Annotated in this window: 15 protein-coding genes; 4 read left to right on the top strand and 11 right to left on the bottom strand. The window is 40.1% G+C overall.

What is annotated here, in order from left to right; all coding sequences use genetic code 11:
* The first annotated feature begins 480 nt into the window (after positions 1 to 480).
* Positions 481 to 684 carry an FbpB family small basic protein gene (locus ACFVS1_RS17005; RefSeq protein WP_387548952.1) on the top strand — a complete coding sequence of 68 codons (204 nt, stop codon included), beginning with the start codon at positions 481 to 483 and terminating at the stop codon, positions 682 to 684.
* Positions 685 to 916: 232 nt separating this feature from the next.
* Positions 917 to 1,150 carry a hypothetical protein gene (locus ACFVS1_RS17000; protein ID WP_387548950.1) on the top strand — a complete coding sequence of 78 codons (234 nt, stop codon included), beginning with the start codon at positions 917 to 919 and terminating at the stop codon, positions 1,148 to 1,150.
* A gap of 110 nt (positions 1,151 to 1,260) precedes the next feature.
* Here the strand turns inward: ACFVS1_RS17000 and ACFVS1_RS16995 are convergent, their stop codons facing one another.
* The 5 genes from ACFVS1_RS16995 to ACFVS1_RS16975 all read right to left on the bottom strand — a co-directional run bounded on the left by ACFVS1_RS16995 (position 1,261) and on the right by ACFVS1_RS16975 (position 7,057).
* Positions 1,261 to 2,430, bottom strand: a complete 1,170-nt coding sequence (locus ACFVS1_RS16995; RefSeq protein ID WP_387548948.1) for a C40 family peptidase — start codon at positions 2,428 to 2,430, stop codon at positions 1,261 to 1,263.
* Between the two features lie 287 nt (positions 2,431 to 2,717).
* Positions 2,718 to 3,554, bottom strand: a complete 837-nt coding sequence (locus ACFVS1_RS16990) for a TIGR03943 family putative permease subunit (protein WP_352922426.1) — start codon at positions 3,552 to 3,554, stop codon at positions 2,718 to 2,720.
* 13 nt (positions 3,555 to 3,567) lie between these two features.
* Entirely contained in the window at positions 3,568 to 4,446 is an 879-nt protein-coding gene (locus ACFVS1_RS16985) for a permease (protein ID WP_387549414.1), read from the bottom strand.
* 308 nt (positions 4,447 to 4,754) lie between these two features.
* Positions 4,755 to 5,372 carry a DNA-3-methyladenine glycosylase gene (locus ACFVS1_RS16980; protein ID WP_387549412.1) on the bottom strand — a complete coding sequence of 206 codons (618 nt, stop codon included), beginning with the start codon at positions 5,370 to 5,372 and terminating at the stop codon, positions 4,755 to 4,757.
* A gap of 119 nt (positions 5,373 to 5,491) precedes the next feature.
* Positions 5,492 to 7,057 carry an MDR family MFS transporter gene (locus ACFVS1_RS16975; protein ID WP_352922419.1) on the bottom strand — a complete coding sequence of 522 codons (1,566 nt, stop codon included), beginning with the start codon at positions 7,055 to 7,057 and terminating at the stop codon, positions 5,492 to 5,494.
* Positions 7,058 to 7,336: 279 nt separating this feature from the next.
* On the opposite strand from ACFVS1_RS16975, the gene proC reads away from it, so the two are divergent.
* Entirely contained in the window at positions 7,337 to 8,143 is an 807-nt protein-coding gene (gene proC, locus ACFVS1_RS16970) for a pyrroline-5-carboxylate reductase (RefSeq protein WP_387548945.1), read from the top strand.
* Between the two features lie 83 nt (positions 8,144 to 8,226).
* Entirely contained in the window at positions 8,227 to 9,594 is a 1,368-nt protein-coding gene (locus ACFVS1_RS16965) for an FAD-binding oxidoreductase (protein ID WP_352922413.1), read from the top strand.
* Positions 9,595 to 9,866: 272 nt separating this feature from the next.
* Here ACFVS1_RS16965 and ald read toward each other — a convergent pair whose 3' ends face one another.
* The 6 genes from ald to ACFVS1_RS16935 form a co-directional block, all read right to left on the bottom strand.
* Positions 9,867 to 11,000: an alanine dehydrogenase gene (ald, locus tag ACFVS1_RS16960; RefSeq protein ID WP_387548943.1), complete on the bottom strand. Its 1,134-nt coding sequence runs from the start codon at positions 10,998 to 11,000 to the stop codon at positions 9,867 to 9,869.
* A gap of 171 nt (positions 11,001 to 11,171) precedes the next feature.
* The gene (locus ACFVS1_RS16955; RefSeq protein WP_387548941.1) at positions 11,172 to 11,993 is read right to left on the bottom strand and encodes an EcsC family protein; all 822 of its coding nucleotides are present in this window, start codon (positions 11,991 to 11,993) and stop codon (positions 11,172 to 11,174) included.
* 49 nt (positions 11,994 to 12,042) lie between these two features.
* Positions 12,043 to 13,299 (bottom strand): PucR family transcriptional regulator, encoded by a 1,257-nt coding sequence (locus ACFVS1_RS16950; protein ID WP_387548939.1) that lies wholly within the window; start codon positions 13,297 to 13,299, stop codon positions 12,043 to 12,045.
* Positions 13,300 to 13,428: 129 nt separating this feature from the next.
* On the bottom strand, positions 13,429 to 14,427 hold the full coding sequence (locus tag ACFVS1_RS16945; RefSeq protein ID WP_352922405.1) for an inorganic phosphate transporter: 999 nt from the start codon (positions 14,425 to 14,427) through the stop codon (positions 13,429 to 13,431).
* 15 nt (positions 14,428 to 14,442) lie between these two features.
* Positions 14,443 to 15,063 (bottom strand): DUF47 domain-containing protein, encoded by a 621-nt coding sequence (locus ACFVS1_RS16940; protein WP_063235631.1) that lies wholly within the window; start codon positions 15,061 to 15,063, stop codon positions 14,443 to 14,445.
* 238 nt (positions 15,064 to 15,301) lie between these two features.
* Positions 15,302 to 16,300, bottom strand: a complete 999-nt coding sequence (locus tag ACFVS1_RS16935) for an inorganic phosphate transporter (RefSeq protein ID WP_352922402.1) — start codon at positions 16,298 to 16,300, stop codon at positions 15,302 to 15,304.
* Positions 16,301 to 16,642: the final 342 nt, after the last annotated feature.

The raw sequence follows: 16,642 nt of genomic DNA, 5'->3' as shown, positions 1-16,642 counted from the left end.
CAAAAAAGGGGTCCGGAGTCGAATTAAATTCGTGAACGGTCGAATAAAGTGCCTCAAAGGTCGAATACAGTGCGGCGTAGGTCGAATAAAATGCTTCAAAGGTCGAATATAATGAGGCTTAGGTCGATAAACTCAAGGCGGCAAATGGAACGGGTTTCTGAACTCAATCTGGAACGGTTTTTTTAGGAAAAACTGTGGCGAACTTGCTCTTCTTATTAGTATACAGTCTGAAAGGTCTTCTGTGATGAAGGCCTTTTTCTGTTGGTAATCTAGATACTGCACGGACCGATTAAAGACAAAAATGGCAAGTTCCAGAATGACAATACCAGTATTGGTACCTGTCATTTCAAAATTGAAACCAAGAATTTTTAAACTAATAGTATGATGAAAATGTCACGAAGTAATAGGGAAAAGATCTTCCTAATTAGATAAAACCATTTTTTTACAGTTGGCAATTTCTGTAGATACGGGGGCACAAAAATGCGTAAAAATGTATCATTAGCGCGGTTAATAGAGTCGAATAAAGAAAATATCAATAATAACCAGCTGTTCATAGATCGAATAGAAGAAAAAGTCCATAGAAAGCAAATGGAAATGCAGGAAGGACATTTAACAAAACGGGCAGGTGAAGAGAATGTTATTAAGAAGAGCCTGGTTATTACAACAAACGCTGGTCTATCATAGAAAAAAGAAGGATGAAATAGCCCAACGAAAGGAAATATCCAGCTTGGAAGATGTCCGTATCAATGAACAACTTAATTATGCGATCATGGAGATGCAGAGGTTAATGCGCCAGGTATGAGGAAAAGAGAGGATAAAATGTAGCTTAAATTTGTATAGTATTAAGTGAAGAATTTTAATGGGTTAACTAAAACTGCCTATTCAGATTATTAAAATGAAAAAAGAGGTGATGATAATGAGTAAGTATTGGTCTTATAAAATACTTTTAACTGGTGTGTTTATCATTGCTACAATTATTTTTTATAGATTTGGGTTTATTAGTGAAGGTTTAGTTTATTTTGTATGTCTTGCAATACTTTTAAGTGTGTTAAGTATTTTTAATCGTAAAAACAATTATAACAAAGACGTAATGCTTTATTTGCATAGGTTAATGCGAGAGTTAGGATGGATTCAAAAAGAAGGGTTATAAGCCATATCACCCCAGTTGGCGGCTATTTGACATGATGATACACAAAAAAGCGTGTTTGATCATTTTATCAAAACACGCTTTTAGCTCTATATCGTGTACTGCCATCACATTTAGTTAAGAACTCGGACTGCCTTCACAAAGCTAGGTCCCCAGTAAGAATTGTTAATGTTAGCGTAGGATACACCTTTAGATGTAGAAGCATTCAGCATTTGACCGTTACCGGCATAAATTCCTACATGGTTGATTACTCCATCATTATTGGTATCAAAAAATACTAAATCCCCTTTTTGAAGGGCTTTTGAAGATACAGCTGTACCAACATGTGATTGTGCTACTGAATTTCGAGGCAAGGAAACACCTGCACTTTTGAATGCCCTTAATGTGAACGAAGAGCAATCAAATATGTCAGTGCGCGAAGTGCTTGCACCGTAAACATACTTGGCTCCCATGTATTTAGCGCCAGCTGCCAGAACTTGATCCGCTTTGGTCGATTTGGACGGTTTATTAATGGAAGATGCCGAGGCTTTCCCTGAAACACGGATGGTTTGTCCTATACGAATACGATCGGAATTAGAAATATTAGGGTTTATTTTAAGTAAGGCACTAAGGGAAAGGTTATATCTTTTAGCGATGGTTGATAAGGAATCCCCTAATTTAACCACATAAACGTCTGTTGTAATTTTAGTATTATTATTATTATTATCGGGAGTGCTGGTAAGGGTATTAACCTTCAAGACCTGACCGGGAAAAATAAGGCTACCAGTCAAATGGTTTTTAGTCTTTAATTGTTGGACAGTCATATTGTTGACTCTTGCAATTTTGTCCAGGGTGTCCCCGGATTTGACTTTATATGTAGCGTTTGTTTTAGCCGTAGAGCTGGATGCAGGAGCTTGTCCGGAAACACGGATGGATTGGCCAATATAAATGCGATCCGTATTAGAAATGTTAGTGTTTAATTTAAGCAGGGCACTAAGTGAAAGGTTGTATCTTTTAGCAATTTTAGATAAAGTATCCCCCAGCTTAACCACATATTTTTCGGTTTTATCTATATTTTTAGTGTTAAGAGTATTAAATTTCAAGATTTGGCCGGGAAAAATAAGGTTACTAGTCAAATGGTTTTGAGATTTTAATTGTTGGATAGTTGTATGATTAGCTTTAGAGATTTTATCAAGGGTGTCCCCTGATTTAACTTGATAAGAACCAGCATAAGCAGAAGTGCCGGCGATAAGGGTACCTATAATGGTTCCTGCAAGAATGAAAGAGTTTTTCGAATTGTTCATTTAGGAAAGTTCCTCCTGATGTGGTAAAAAAATATGTAGCATTTATATTATAAAGGTAAGGCATATAAAAAACATGGCCCATTTAAATAAAATTCAACTTTTTCGTCATTTCTCAGTTATTTTGCAGATCTGTAACATGGTATGGATTCAAGTAGAAGGACAGTATCCTTAATCTGCATAAAGAGATAACTAGGCTAGAAGAGCTTTTATAGATGGAAGTTTTGAGGTAATTAAAAAAAAGAAAGGTAAGAATAATATAATATCCTTACCTTTCCATGATTCATTTTTTAATATTGTCTATAAACATAGGGATCGTCAGGCTCTGCGATTTTACTATGTGATGATACTTTGAGCAGGGGAATGGTCTTCTTGAATGGCTGATAATAAATGGATTGCAATTCTCCTGTCACGGAATACCACTCATCATTTTTTGGATGCATACCTTCAGGGAATTCGATTAGCATACCGAATACCCCAGAGTCTGCGACACAGTGAATGACTCCAAAGCGAAACAGGAATACCTGGTTTTTGGCTAGCTCATCTGAATTGTACGAGAAACCGGTTAATGTAATTTGTTTGCCAGTGAACTTTCCAGGAGAGTAATAGATGGCTTCTAAGTCGTTTAGATAGTTTTCATCGGATAAATGAAGACTATCACGTTCAACTAAGTCTTTGAGCGAGTCATCCATTAAAGTTAAATAGTCATCCTTGCCATAATAAAGACTAGTATCCGGCTGCAGAAATTGATGCTGGCTATAATCATCTGAGTCATCATACACCGGGAAATGAAATCCTTTTTTTTCTACGATATTCGAGTCCATAGTGGCAACAGGCAAAAAGAGACCGGTTAAAATGGGAATGACGAATAGGAAGTAAGTAAGGTTCTTTTTCCATTTCTTGTTTTCCTGGGAGTGATCATGTCCGCACTGACAATCAACACATTCTTCTTGATTATCTTCTTTAAAATATAAGTAGGATCCCATTAACGTGAAAATAGCCAATATATAGATGGCAATCTGTGAAACATAAGAATATTCCATATTGATGTATTTCGATATATTCCCTGAGGCGTGTAAATGCATGAATAAAAAAGTAAGTCCAAGTAATATGAATAATCTTCCCATAAAAACACCCTCTTTAAGAAATAAACAATAAAGTCAGGCCTAAGACGGAAATGAATATATAGGCCATCAAGCATAAAACGAATTTTGTTTTGAAGGTACCTAAAAGCATGATTGTATTTTTAATATCAAACATGGCCCCAAATACAAGAAAAGCAACAAGTGAAGAGGGCGAGAACGTACTTCTAAAAGAGCTTGCAACAAAGGCGTCCGCTTGGGAACACAAGGACATGACGTAGGACAAAGCCATCATGACTGCATTCCCGGATAGTTTTCCTTGCCCTATTTCAAGCAATAGAGATGTTTTCAAAAAGGTTTGAATGGCAGCTGCCAGCAGTGCACCAATGATTAAGTATTTTCCAACAGAAAAGAACTCCTCAATCGAGTGTTTAAACATACCCGTTATTTTGCCTTTAAATGTAAGATTATGGTGATGGATATGTTCGGCATGTTCGTGTTTAAGCTGGTTTGTCTTGAATTGAAAAGACAGGATGCATGCAATGATCAGAACGACCGCGAATGCAATTCCGCCACGATAGAAAACCATGCTCCAGCTGTTGCCAAACGCGATATAAGTGGAAAACAGGACGATTGGATTGAGAATGGGTGCAGAAAGCATAAAGGCGATGGCCGCTGAAAGAGGAACCCCTTTAGCAATCAAACGGCGGGTAATCGGGACGATTCCGCACTCGCAAGCAAGAAAAAAGACCCCAGCACCGATTGCCGATAGAACAGATAAGATCGGATTTTTTGGTATAACCTTTGCAATCATCTCTTCTGACACAAACATTTGGATGATTCCAGATATAAGGACTCCCAGTAAAATGAAGGGAAGGGATTCAATTAGGATACTAATAAAAATCGTATTCATTTGTAAAAGTGCCTGAACGTTCATCATAAACCACCTTCCATATTGCTGACTTAACTATAGTAGGTTTGTCATGGAAGGAAGTCAATTTAATATTACTGGGGTAATAGGCTGGGAGTTTAATAGAGAGGGGGATTAAGGAAATTAGACTGTGGAATATTGAGGGACCCATAAGGAACGAAGGTTACGTTGAGGGAATACTTGATTTCTGCCAAACCAATTATTAAAAGCTATGAGTGTCTGATGTTTCATTCACAACATTGTAAAATCCCCTCAAAGTTGTGTAACATCCATAGGATTTACCGTGTTCAACATAGAGGGGATAAAATCATGATTTATTTTTTCGGTACAGCTTTATTAATTAGGTTTTTACGCGATATAAACGGATTGTCGGTAACCCAGAAGCGCCAAGGGTAATCTTTTGCTATCCCGGAGTTGTCGATTCCTACGCGGGGGCCGCTGGATATGTGTTCCGGCTGTTTTCCGGCTGCTAGATATAGCGGGGAATCCGTAAAAGATCGACCATAATCATCCATGGTGATGCCCAGTGCCTTTGTTAGCTTCCCTGGTCCATCGGTCCATTTACGAATATCGGCAATTCCTCTTCTTTCATGCATTAACTCGAGCCCTGAATAGGGTTCAACCGCACGGATTAAAATGGCTTCCGGATTTTCAGGCCCGCCGCTTACGACATTGACCAGTGTATGTGTGTGCATGACGTATGTATAGATCAAACCGGAATTTCCAAACATCACTTCCGTCCGTTTTGTCCTTCTATTTCCAAAACTATGTGCGGCCATGTCGCCAGGTCCAATATAGGCCTCTGTTTCAACAATGAATCCAGAAGCGGTTCCTTCCGCTGTTTCTTTTACAATCAGGCAGCCAAGAAGGGATTTTGCCAGTTCAAGGGTGGTCTGCTGATAAAAATCCGCAGGTAAAATTGCATCTTTCATCTTGTTCATGGTATCACTCCATTTAGTCTCATACAGGTAAAATTCCCTTATCAATGAAAAAAAAACCTGAAGGGATTAAAAAGGCCGGCTGATTAGATCAGCCGGTCCCCAGTATATTTTTAGCCTAATTCCTTTTCCGCTTCTTGATCTTTTTTGATTCGGCCCGAACCCACGGAAAGTGCCACTAATATCCCCGCGGAAACAAAAAAGATACCGGTGATGAAAACACTGGAGAATGCATCGATCCAAGCATTTTCTATCGTTTTTACCAGAACATTGCTGATTTCTGCGGGCATTTTAAGGTTTTCAGGATAAAGCATGATGTTGAATAACGCATCCGTTTTGTCGGCTAATGCTTTCAGTGCCTCATGCAATATAGGGTCCTTTTGACTTACGACCGCATCATCCATATTTTGCTGGAGATTGTGATTCATGACAGCATTCAAAATCGTGATGCCCATCGTTCCTCCTATTGATCGGAAGAATGTCGAAGCCGCCGTAACCGACCCTAGCTGAGATTTTGGAAATTCATTTTGAACGGCAATCATCAATGTCGGCATGACAAGACCCATACCTATCCCAAGGATGGCCATGAATGAGTACGCAGTGAATATAGTCGTACTGCCGTCCATCATGCTCATTAGGAAAAAGCCAAGCGTCGCAAACGCCATTCCAAAGGTAAGCACAGTGCGAAAACGGAATTTCAACAGTAACCGCCCGCCAATGATGCTGGAAAGAATCATACCGATCATCATCGGAGTCATGGTCGACCCCGCTTTTGTTGGTGAAACTCCCAATACGCCTTGCATGAACAGCGGGACGAACATGATTGCCCCGAACATGCCAAGGCCAAGCAAGAATCCCAATATATTCGTGGTGGAAAAAACTCTATTTTTAAAAAGGGATAAATCAAGGATCGGTTCGACCGCTCTTCTTTCAAAAAAGATGAATAGGGCAATGAAGACAATGGTGCTGCCGAAAATCAAGAGAGATTCTAGTGATAACCATTCGAATTTATCACCACCGAAGGTCAAGCCAAGCAGTAACAGGACAATACCAGGAATCAAGGTGAAAATCCCTAGATAATCGATATTCACTTTCTCTGTTTTCCTTATGGCTTCATGTTTCAATCCTACATAAATCAAAATGGCAGATAATAAGCCCGTCGGTACATTGATCAAAAAGATCCAATGCCAGCTGATATGGTCAACGATCAGGCCGCCCAGAAAAGGGCCGATGACAGAACTTAAACCAAAAAGGGCTCCGAATACACCCTGCCATTTGGCTCTTTGTTCCGCAGAGAATATATCGCCGATTATCGTTTGGGATAAAGGCATGATCATCCCGCCGCCGATTCCTTGCAGACCCCTGTAGATGATCAATTGCTCCATCGAAGTGGCTGTGGCACATAAAAAAGAACCGATCGTAAATATGATCGTGCCAAGCAGATAAAGGGAACGCCTGCCATATAGATCAGATAGCTTTCCGACAATGGGTACAACAGTCGTTGAGGCTATTAAATAGGCAGTCGTTACCCATGCAAAGATGGTGAAACCATTCAATTCCCCGATAATTGTCGGCATGGCCGTACCGACGATCGTCTGTTCCAATGAACTGAAAAACATTCCAATGATCAATCCTGTTAAGACAAGCTTGGTATTGACCGCTTTTTTTTCCATTTGCATAGCATTTCTCCATTCCTATAACTGTATTCCTTATTGGTTTGTGACTAATAGGTCAAAATTATAAAACTTCAATGACCATTTAGTCAACATTTTTTTGCGAAAATCAATTGCATGACTATATTGCGTAAAGGTGGATTTAAAGATACATCCATATCACTTAAGTAATTCGACCAGAAACCACCAAATCCTTCCTTATTGATATCTCCAACGTGTTTCCATTTATCATATCCGATATAATAAGAAGGAATATAGATGAACTTATGATTGGAAGTGGAAGATATGAATAAAAAAATAGGATTTATTGGATGCGGCAAAATGGGTGAGGCAATGCTTGAGGGCATGCTGCTTGCAGAGGTCCTTTCACCTGAAGGGATCATGGTCAGCACTGCGAGTGTGGAGACCAAAACTAAAATCACCTCGAAATATAAGGTAAAAGGTACTTTGGATAATATAGAGGTTGCCGGTTTTGCCGACTTTCTCTTTCTAGGGATCCAGCCTGCCATGCATAAGCAAGTGCTTGAAGAAGTGAAGAATCATGTGAAAGAAGACGCTGTGATCATTACCATGGCAGCTGGGATCACTATATCTTTAGTTGAGAGCAGCTTAGGAAAAAAAGTGAAGGTTGTCCGGACGATGCCAAACACTCCTTCGCTTGTAGGTGAAGGCATGACTGCCATGAGCATTAATGATCAAATTACCGATGCTGATATTGAGGATGTGACTGCACTGCTGAATAGTTTCGGTAAAACGGAAATCCTGCATGAAGATTTGATGGACGCAGTACCGGCAATCAGCGGTTCGTCGCCTGCTTATGTATATATGTTCATCGAGGCGCTGGCTGATGGAGGAGTACGTGACGGCATTCCACGAAAACAAGCATATCGAATGGCAGCACAAGCTGTAATGGGAGCTGCTAAAATGGTACTGGAAACGGAAAGACATCCTGCTGCTTTAAAGGATGATGTCTGCACGCCGGGCGGTTCAACGATAAGTGCTGTAGCGTCTTTAGAAGAGAATCAGCTAAGATCCAGCATTCTGCAAGCAATGAAGGCCTGCACGGATAAAACGAAAGGTATCAGTAAATGAAGAAAGATGGATTGCCTATTAGCGGGCAATCTCGTCCGTGTTCCATTTTCAGAATGTTTGGATAAAAAAGAGGAGGCTGCATAATGAATGGTTATATAGAAGAGTTAAGGAAGATTCTGACGGAGGAACAGGTAACGGTGAATGAAACATTATTGGAACAGCACAGCCATGATGAATCATATCACACTCCGCACTTACCGGATATGGTCATTTATCCAAGGGATACTGCGGAAGTAAGCGCAGTCATGCGTTATGCGAATGAACATGAAATACCGGTCATTCCTTTTGGGTTAGGATCAAGTTTGGAAGGGCATGTCGTTCCAGTCAAAGGAGGAATTTCCTTGGATTTGTCCTTAATGAACCGAATATTGGAAATCAGGGAAAATGATTTCCTTGTGAAGGTCCAACCAGGTGTGACAAGGACGCAGCTCAATAAAGAATTAAAAAAATACGGTTTGTTCTTTTCGGTCGACCCTGGTGCCGATGCTACATTGGGAGGGATGGCAGCTACGAATGCAAGTGGGACGACCTCGGTCAAATATGGGATTATGCGCGATCAAGTCAGGGATTTGGAAATAGTTTTAGTAAACGGTGAGGTGATTCATTCGGGAAGCTTAGCGACAAAATCATCTTCAGGCATTCATTTGAATGGGTTGTTTATCGGCTCTGAAGGTACGCTGGGTGTATTTACTGAACTGACATTAAAGGTGTATGGCATTCCTGAAGTCACAATGGCTGGGAGAGCCTCATTTCCTACCGTCGAACAGGCAGTATCTGCGGTTAATGGAATCATGCTTGCTGGTATTCCGATTGCACGAATTGAATTGGTTGATGCCGAGTCCATAAAAAAAGTTAATCAATTCATGGACAAATCCTATGAAGTCAAACCAACTTTATTCCTCGAGTTTCATGGGAATTTTGCCGGACTGGAACAGGACGTCAAATTTGCCAAGGAAATCGTAAGTGATTTTGGCTGTGGGGATATCCAGTTTGAAACCGATTCAAAAGCAAGGAATGCCTTATGGGAAGCGCGCCATAATCTCGCGTACGCATTCATTCACAGCGCCCCCGGGAAGAAGCTGATGGTGACCGACGTAAGTGTGCCCCTTCAAGAATTATCGAATGCCATACTGGATACAAGGAAGAAAGTCGAACAATCCAAAGTGGAGGGGGCGATTGTAGGACATGTAGGTGACGGGAATTATCACGTATTGTTCATGATCGATTTGAAAAATCCTGAAGAAGTTAAAGAAGCGAAAAGGTTAAATGAAGAAATAGTCGAATATGCATTAACCAGAGGCGGTACATGTACGGGTGAACATGGAGTGGGCCTTGGAAAATCGAAGTATCAGCGAAGGGAGCATGGAGGAGCTTACGAAGTGATGAAAACGATCAAACAGGCATTGGATCCAAAAGGAATAATGAATCCCGGGAAGATCTTCATAGATTAAGAGGGATATTCTATTTTGATAGATTAGTAATAACATCAACCGGGGAAAGGGCAGAGTAGTGGCCTTTCCTGAAAAATCATCCGTCCGAGCAGATAATTCAACCTAACTCTGCATAATTCGACCGATCGAGCAGAAAATCCGACCTATACCCAAATTATTCGACCGTTATGTGAGATAATCAGGCCTGATCCAGATATCGCATGAAGACATCATCGAGGTTCTCATCCAAAAAAAATAAGACTCCAGACAAGATTCTGGAGTCTTATTTATTATTAAGCGTTAATGTTATTTGGGTTTAAGGCGTTTTCAACACTTACGTAGTTGTGGCCAAGATCTGTGGCAACTGCTTCGAACGTGATTTCACCGTTTGCCACATTTACGCCTTTTGCGAGGGCATCATTTTCAAGAATTGCTTTGATGGCACCTTTGTTTGCAATTTGAAGTGCAAATGGTACGGTTACGTTAGTTAAAGCAACTGTAGAAGTTTGAGGCACTGCTCCTGGCATATTCGCCACTGCATAATGCACTACTCCATGTTTAACATAAGTAGGGTTATCATGTGTAGTTATGTGGTCGACCGTTTCAAAGATACCGCCTTGGTCGATTGCAACATCGACAATGACTGAACCTGGGGACATCGACTTAACCATTTCTTCAGTAACGAGCTTAGGAGCTTTAGCACCTGGAATCAATACAGCACCGATAACCAAATCGGCATCTTTGACTGCTTCTGCAATATTATAAGGGTTGGAGATAAGTGTAGTCAGTTCATTTCCGAAAATATCATCAAGTTGACGAAGGCGGTCTGGGCTTAAGTCAAGAATGGTAACATCTGCGCCTAATCCAATAGCGATTTTAGCAGCATTCGTTCCAACCATGCCTCCGCCGATAACAGCGACTTTACCGCGTTTAACTCCAGGAACTCCGCTTAAAAGTATTCCTTTACCGCCGTTATTTTTTTCAAGGAACTGAGCACCGATTTGTGCAGCCATGCGTCCTGCAACTTCACTCATTGGTGTCAATAAAGGAAGTGTGCGGTTTACTGCAACGGTTTCATAAGCAATGGCCAAGACACCGCTTTCTTTTAGTGCCTGAGCTAGTGCCGGTTCTGCCGCAAGATGTAAATAGGTGAAAAGGATTAAATCTTTTCGGAAATATTTATATTCAGATGAGATAGGTTCCTTTACTTTCATGATCATTTCTGTGCTTGCCCAAACGCTTGCAGCGTCTTCGACTATTACAGCACCTGCTTCTTGATATGATTCATTTGTAAAACTGCTTCCTAGACCTGCGTTCATTTCGATTAATACTTCATGTCCTGCATTGACTAATGCTACGACCCCAGCTGGAGTGATAGCTACACGATTTTCATTGTTTTTAATCTCTTTTGGAATTCCTATTCTCATCTTAATCCCTCCAATAATATGTTTTACTATTTGTATCACAAGTATAGTTGGAAAAAGAAACAGTTAGTATGTGGAAATCAGAAAAATGAAAAAGGTGTATTTGTGGAATTCCACAAACGCAGTTTCAAAAAAGGTGGACTTGCCTAGTTCAAAACCCAATTAAAGCTGAATTCAATTCTTCGCAATTGGTTCTTGAATGCGCTCTAGAATCCTTCTTTTCTTATAAAGCATGATTCCCGTATCGGCTATATCGGCAATCATGGAACGATTTGTAAGGGCGCCGAATATTATTCCGGCAATAGGAACCATTTGCAAAAGCTTTTTCCAGCCAAACTGATCACGGTATGTATAAACGACTTCTCGCCATCCTTGCAGTTCTGATGCAATTTCCCTTTTTGATTGGGAATCAGTCTGGGTCATTTTCGACAATTCCTTTAATAGAGCCTTTTTGCCGACAACATCCGATGTTGTGAATTGCAGGCATTTGACGATGAATATACGTTCTTGGCGGTCCCTAGGATTGAAGCCGTATGTGATGGCAATATCCTGAAGGGTTTTGATCGACATGCCAAGAAGAAGGGGGATGTCGATAGCCAAGGTGAAGATTCCGCCAATTCCGGTAGTGGCACCTTGAACGGTTGCCAATTTGCTGCCAGAATTTTTAATATCCTGACTCACGCTATCCATGATATGGAGGGATATGCTTGGAACATCTTCCAGGGCAGTAATATTCAACTCGGGATTCTTGGCTTGCAGCTGATTTAGAATATGAGCTTCTTTCGTTAAATATTTTCCGCCATTCTGAATGTAGCTGCCGATTTCATCAAGCATGACACCCAATTTTTTCTGAATGAAATCCGGTGTCAACTTATCCAATAGCTTGAAGGGGATCCGCCCAATCCGTTCCCAAAACCATAGTCCTTTCTGATCCTTCTCCCATTTTTCTATGATTGCTAATTCTTTTTCAAGTTCTTCTTTTGTTTCAAATTTCATAAGATCAACCTTTCCACTCATCTAGTATTCCATATCAGGGAATATATCATTAACTTTTCTTGAAGAATTCATCATATTGATTAAGTTTAATGGTAAGAAAGAGGGACATTTTTTGAATCGGGTCTTTTAACCGGATATTTCCCACTTCCGAAATCCTTTTTAATCGGTAATTCAATGTATTCACATGGATATGAAGGTTTCTTGAAGCTTCATTTGGGTTGCAGTCTTTCTCTAGATAGACAGTTAGTGTTTGCAGCAATTCCGTCTGATTTTTCATGTCGTATGCTTTTAGCTTAAGGATGGAAGGATGAACACGACGCTGTTTGTTGCGTGCGAGTGATTCAATCATTTGAAACATTCCAAGTTCTTCATAATGTAAAATGAGCTTCATGTCATCAGGGAATATATTTTTCATTTTTAGGGTGTATTGAGCTTCTTCGTAACTTAATTTAACATCCATTAAGTTTTTATACATATTGCCAGCCGTTCCAAGGATATGTTCAACACCGAAACGCCGTTTCATTTCCAAAATGAAAAAAGGAATGAACTCATATATCGATGAAGTGAAAGAAGGGCTGTTTTCCTGGTCGGCTCCCGCGAAAAGAATGAGTTTGTTATGGTCAATGGCAAATAAGGAACTGTTTATCTTTTGAGTGGTCGTTAACATATATGAAATGTAGCGCTCCACTTCACGATTGATTTCTTTAGGAAATTCAAATACCAATATGGAAAAAACAACTGGAACATGGATGGAGAATTTCTTATAATTTTCAATTATTTCCGATTCTTCTTGGTAATGCCCGGTCAACATGCGCCAAAGGAACTCTTGATGACCGGCTTCTTTCCTTTTCTTTTTCAATTGCAATTGCTGTAATTGGTTCTTAGCTTCTTTGGCAGCAAATTGCAGAAATTTCATATCTTCTTCGGAGAAAGGTTCATTTACTTCCAAAGCCCAAATGAAACCAAGAACTTCATTATTTTTCCGGATGGAAACCGCAACCCTGTTACCGAGCCCGACATCATTGATGGCCCCGATTTTAATGGGGGCATCTTCTTTCAATAACGCGGGGATGAAGCCATCTTTCCATAAACTGTTGATGACCTTCTCAGGGACACGTCTTCCGATTATGGTCATGATACGAGCCTGATCCGTAGTATCATCGTGTGTGCTATAAGCAAGTAAGCGATGGTTACCGTCCTCGATTGTAATGGGGCAACCTAAAACAGAACTGATTCTATCGGCAAACTCCATCATATCTCCATAAAGGTCTTTAAAAATATCTCTATTTTTTTCGAAATCCTTCATTATTATTTTGCCCCTCGCTAAAAAAATTCCTTCTCCTTAAATTTTAAACGATTTCCTATTAATAAGCATAGATAAATCCTTTGTTAAAACAGAAAATCCCTGCCGATGGAAACCGGAAGGGATTTTATTTTAGAATAGGAAGTTAATTAAAAGATAAAGCAAACCTGCTAATGTTGCCGAGATGGGAATGGTAATGAACCAAGTGATGATCATTCTTTTTGCCGTTCCCCATTTTACGCCCTTGACACGATGAGCTGATCCAACCCCAAGGATTGAAGACGAAATAACATGGGTTGTACTGACTGGCATGTGTATTACAGTCGCACCGAAAATGATAAAGGCTCCGGTTAAATCTGCTGCAACACCATTAACCGGCCGGATTTTCATGATTTTGCCGCCAACGGTCTTAATGATTTTCCATCCGCCGACCGAAGTTCCAAGTCCCATTGCGAGCGCACAGGAGAACTGAACCCATAAGGCGATATCGGTGCTTGATGCATAACCATTTGCAATAAGGGCCATCGTGATGATACCCATTGCTTTTTGAGCGTCGTTCGTTCCGTGGGTATACGATTGAAGTGCTGCAGTAGCAATCTGTATAGTCCGGAATTTTTGGTTTGTTTTTGTCAGGTTATTGTTTTTAAAGACAACTTTAAAGATGCTGTATACGATAAACCCGATTGCAAAAGCAATTAGCGGGGAGAAGATCAAAGCTTGAAGAATTTTCAAGAATCCTCCCCAGTTAATTCCAGCGAATCCTGCTGCAGCAATCGCTGCACCAGCAATCGAACCAATCAATGCATGGGAGGAACTGCTTGGTATTCCGTAATACCAGGTTAGAAGGTTCCATATGATGGCGGCAAGTAGAGCAGCCATAATAACATATGAACCATTCGGAAGCGTAAACGGATCCACGATATCCTTCGTTATGGTCTTTGCCACTCCAGTAAATGTCATGGCTCCGACGAAATTCATGACGGCTGCCATGATGATGGCATGCCTAGGCTTCAAGGCCTTTGTTGAAACAGCAGTCGCTATTGCATTTGCTGTATCATGAAAACCATTGATGAAGTCAAATGCTAAAGCAAAGAAAACGATTAATATGGTTATAATTAATAAAGTATCCATTTATTGGGGTACTCCTTAGGCGTTTTTCATTATGATTGTTTCAAGTGTATTGGCCACCGCTTGACAGTGATCGGCAATCTCTTCAAGGCTTTCGTAAATTTCTTTATATTGAATGATCCTGATTGGGTCTTTTTCAACTGTAAACAAGTTTTTGATTGATTGACGTTGAATTCCGTCACAAACGGATTCAAGATCTTTAATTTTGATTGCATTTTCACGAATCATTGGCAATTTTTTAGTGGATAGTGTGTCGACAGCATTTTCAATCTCATACGTACACTGTTTGATTGCATCCACAAACTTAAGCATATACTCATCTGCATTGACAATTGAGTACATTTCGAATAATGCCGCACAGTGTTCCAAACCGTCTATGACATCATCCATTCTCATGGTTAATTCAAGGATATCCTCCCGTTCAATAGGAGTGATGAAAGCATTGTTCAGCTCTTTGATCACATTATGAACCATTGAATCGCCTTTATGCTCATAGTCTTTCATCGTATCTGAAAATACTTTGAGATCGGAGATGTTCTTGAGTTTATAATCCGCGAAATAGTCAGCACCTTCTTTAAGGTTTTGAGCGATGTTAAAAAGCATTACCGCGAATTTGTCTTTTTTTGATTTAAAAGCCATGTTAAAGCCTCCCAATTAGTCATGCAGATTTACGCACTTTAGTCGTACGCTTAGTATTAACAAATTGATTGTAACGAATTCATATAGTATCCGGGAAGGTTTTTCGACGAAAATTTACAAAATCTTAATAAAACTTTACATAAAGAAACAAGGAAAATTAAAAAAAGGGAAAAACCCTGCATTTATAAGGGGGATTTGTAAAAAAAAAAGCCTTTCCGATATGGAAAGGCAAAAGGTTCTATAAAAATAATGCAAGTATATAGTAAATGATTCCAGCTAGAGAAGCGGAAATTGGCAATGTAATGAACCAAGTGACCAACATGTTTTTTGCGGTTCCCCATTTTACCCCTTTGATGCGGTGTGCAGAACCGACCCCGAGTATTGAAGAAGAAATGACATGAGTCGTGCTGACAGGCATATGCAGGAAGGTTGCACCGAAAATGATCGCTGCACCAGTCATATCGGCAGCAACGCCATTAACCGGCCGGATTTTCATGATTTTTCCGCCAACTGTTTTGATGATCTTCCAACCTCCGATAGAGGTACCAAGCGCCATGGCAATTGCGCAGGATAATTGTACCCAGAAAGGAACCTCAGAGGTGGAGGCATATCCGTTAGCGATCAAAGCCATCGTGATGATACCCATGGATTTTTGAGCATCATTCGTTCCATGGGTATAAGACTGGATGGCCGCCGTGAGAATTTGGATTCTCCGGAAACGCTTATTCGTTTTTCCTAAATTATTATTTTTGAAGACTACCTTGAAAATACTGTATACAATGAATCCAAGCGTAAAGGCCAGGATGGGAGAAAGAATCAATGCTTGTACAATTTTAGTGAATCCACTCCATTTAATCGCATCGAATCCACTAGCCACGATGGCAGCTCCCGCTATTGAACCAATGATCGCATGGGAGGAACTGCTTGGAATGCCAAAATACCAAGTGATTAAATTCCATATTATGGCCGAAATTAGTGCGGCAAGGATTACATAAGAACCATTGTTCAATGTGAAAGGATCAACGATATCCTTCGTAATGGTATGCGCAACACCGGTAAAGGTCAGTGCTCCTAATAAATTCATGACCGCAGCCATGATGATTGCATGACGTGGTTTAAGCGCCTTGGTTGATACTGCTGTAGCGATGGCGTTAGCCGTATCATGGAAACCATTGATAAAGTCAAAGACCAAAGCAAAAATAATAATTAGGACTGTTAAGATGAGTATGCTATTCATACATGGAGGACTCCCTTGATTTCAAGTGTAAAGTGTATATGGATTTCGGCCAATGAAAGGGCGCAAAACAGTTTGCAACTCCTCAATATTTAGGATGGGAGTTTTACGTTTGATTATTCTATAAAAGCTGACACCTTCTTTTTTAATTGGTTTTAAGTCGAACTATTCAATTGTAACGAATTTCATATCTATAAGGATAGATGTTTCGGTATTTTTTTACAAAATATTTAACTTTGTGAATGATTAAAAAGATAAAATGCTCCCTTTGATATATATAAATGGTATTTAAGGGTGTCTTTTCGCTTAAGAGGTTCTATAAATCCCGAGGCTTATGGTTAGAAA

The organism is Peribacillus sp. NPDC058075 (genome assembly GCF_042885195.1).
Taxonomy (GTDB): domain Bacteria; phylum Bacillota; class Bacilli; order Bacillales; family DSM-1321; genus Peribacillus.
The sequence above is the reverse complement of the archived record's forward strand: the minus strand, read 5'-3'. Positions and strand labels throughout refer to the sequence as shown.